Genomic DNA, 1274 nt, shown 5'->3' with positions numbered 1-1274 from the left:
TTTTTTCATCACATAATCGGTAAAAGTGTACTCATTACCTGAAAAGAAATCTTGTGAAAGAGAATAGTTTAATCGTACACCAGACTTTATAGCATCGTTTACAATCTTTTCAAGTTCAGCCATGTTTTGAGCTCGAAATACCTTATCAGAAAACTTATTTAACTTCTCCTTTTGATTTGAAGTTAAATTAACGACTAATGTACTGGCCTGTTCTTTCTTTTGCTGACGATAAATGTTTATATCATAATCTAATGCTCCTGCTTCTAAAAATATCTTTCTTAATTCTTGAGCAAGACCTTCATTGTCCCAAGCAAAACGATCAACATACGAAAACACTTTTGATTCACCCATTCCTTGCCGAATATTTAGCACCACTTTTAGGTCTGAATCTCTTTTATGCTTACTTAAAAACTCCTTTAAATTTTCAGTGCAGTCTGAATCGAGTACAAGTAAGTCATACAATTCCTTATTCATCTTTTTCTGTTTATCAGTTAAAAATAATTCTTCAATATTATAGCAGAGTTTATTAGTTGCTATTTGTTGTGGCGCTCTCCCCTTTCTACTTGTTATATTAGGGTTAGCTCCTTTCAAGAGAAGAGAGTTTGCATTATCGTAATGACCTTTAGCAGCAGCAAGGTATAGTGGTGTTTTTCCTTTATTATCTTGTATGTTAGGATCTGCACCTGCTTCTAAGAGTAAATCTATAGCCTGATTTCCTGTGCGACGAAATCCACCAATATTTGCTCCTGCAATCGCATGCAATACTGTTGATTGAGATTCTCCTCTTCTGAGGTTAAGAATTACTTTTAAATCTTTATTGTTTCTATTATCATGTAAAAATTCTTCAAGAGGTTCAGTATTATCAAATGAACCACAGTTAGAAGCTAAACATTTTAGAGCACTAAGTAACTTTTTGTTTAAATTTTTTTGACTTGGTGTAAGACCATGATCCAGAGCAAACCAAACACAAATCTGTTCACTTAATCCAAGTTTGCTATCTATCAAAGATGATGGTTCATTATAGTTTCTAACTGATGGTAAATCTCCTGAGTACCACATATCATTCATCAGTTCATTTAATAAATGCTCTTTAGATGATAAATGTTCTATAATGGATTCATATTCAAAATCAGATGGTTCTGGTTTGGATTTTGGTTTTAGCAGATTGATGATAGATTTTACTATCCCAGTAGACTCACCCATACTTACCCCTTAAGCTAAGATATGTGATATATTGTATGCGATATGTAACATTAAGTCAATAACCATAATCT

At 32.7% G+C, this 1274-nt stretch carries 1 protein-coding gene; it reads right to left on the bottom strand.

Features of this window, described 5'->3' with window-relative positions:
• On the bottom strand, nt 1-1203 hold a 1203-nt coding region (locus tag WGMM_RS02975; protein ID WP_038249854.1), incomplete at its 3' end, for an ankyrin repeat domain-containing protein.
• Nucleotides 1204-1274 lie beyond the last annotated feature (71 nt).

The organism is Wolbachia endosymbiont of Glossina morsitans morsitans, from assembly GCF_000689175.1.
Taxonomy (GTDB): Bacteria; Pseudomonadota; Alphaproteobacteria; order Rickettsiales; family Anaplasmataceae; genus Wolbachia; species Wolbachia pipientis.
This window is presented reverse-complemented; position numbering and strand designations above follow the sequence as displayed.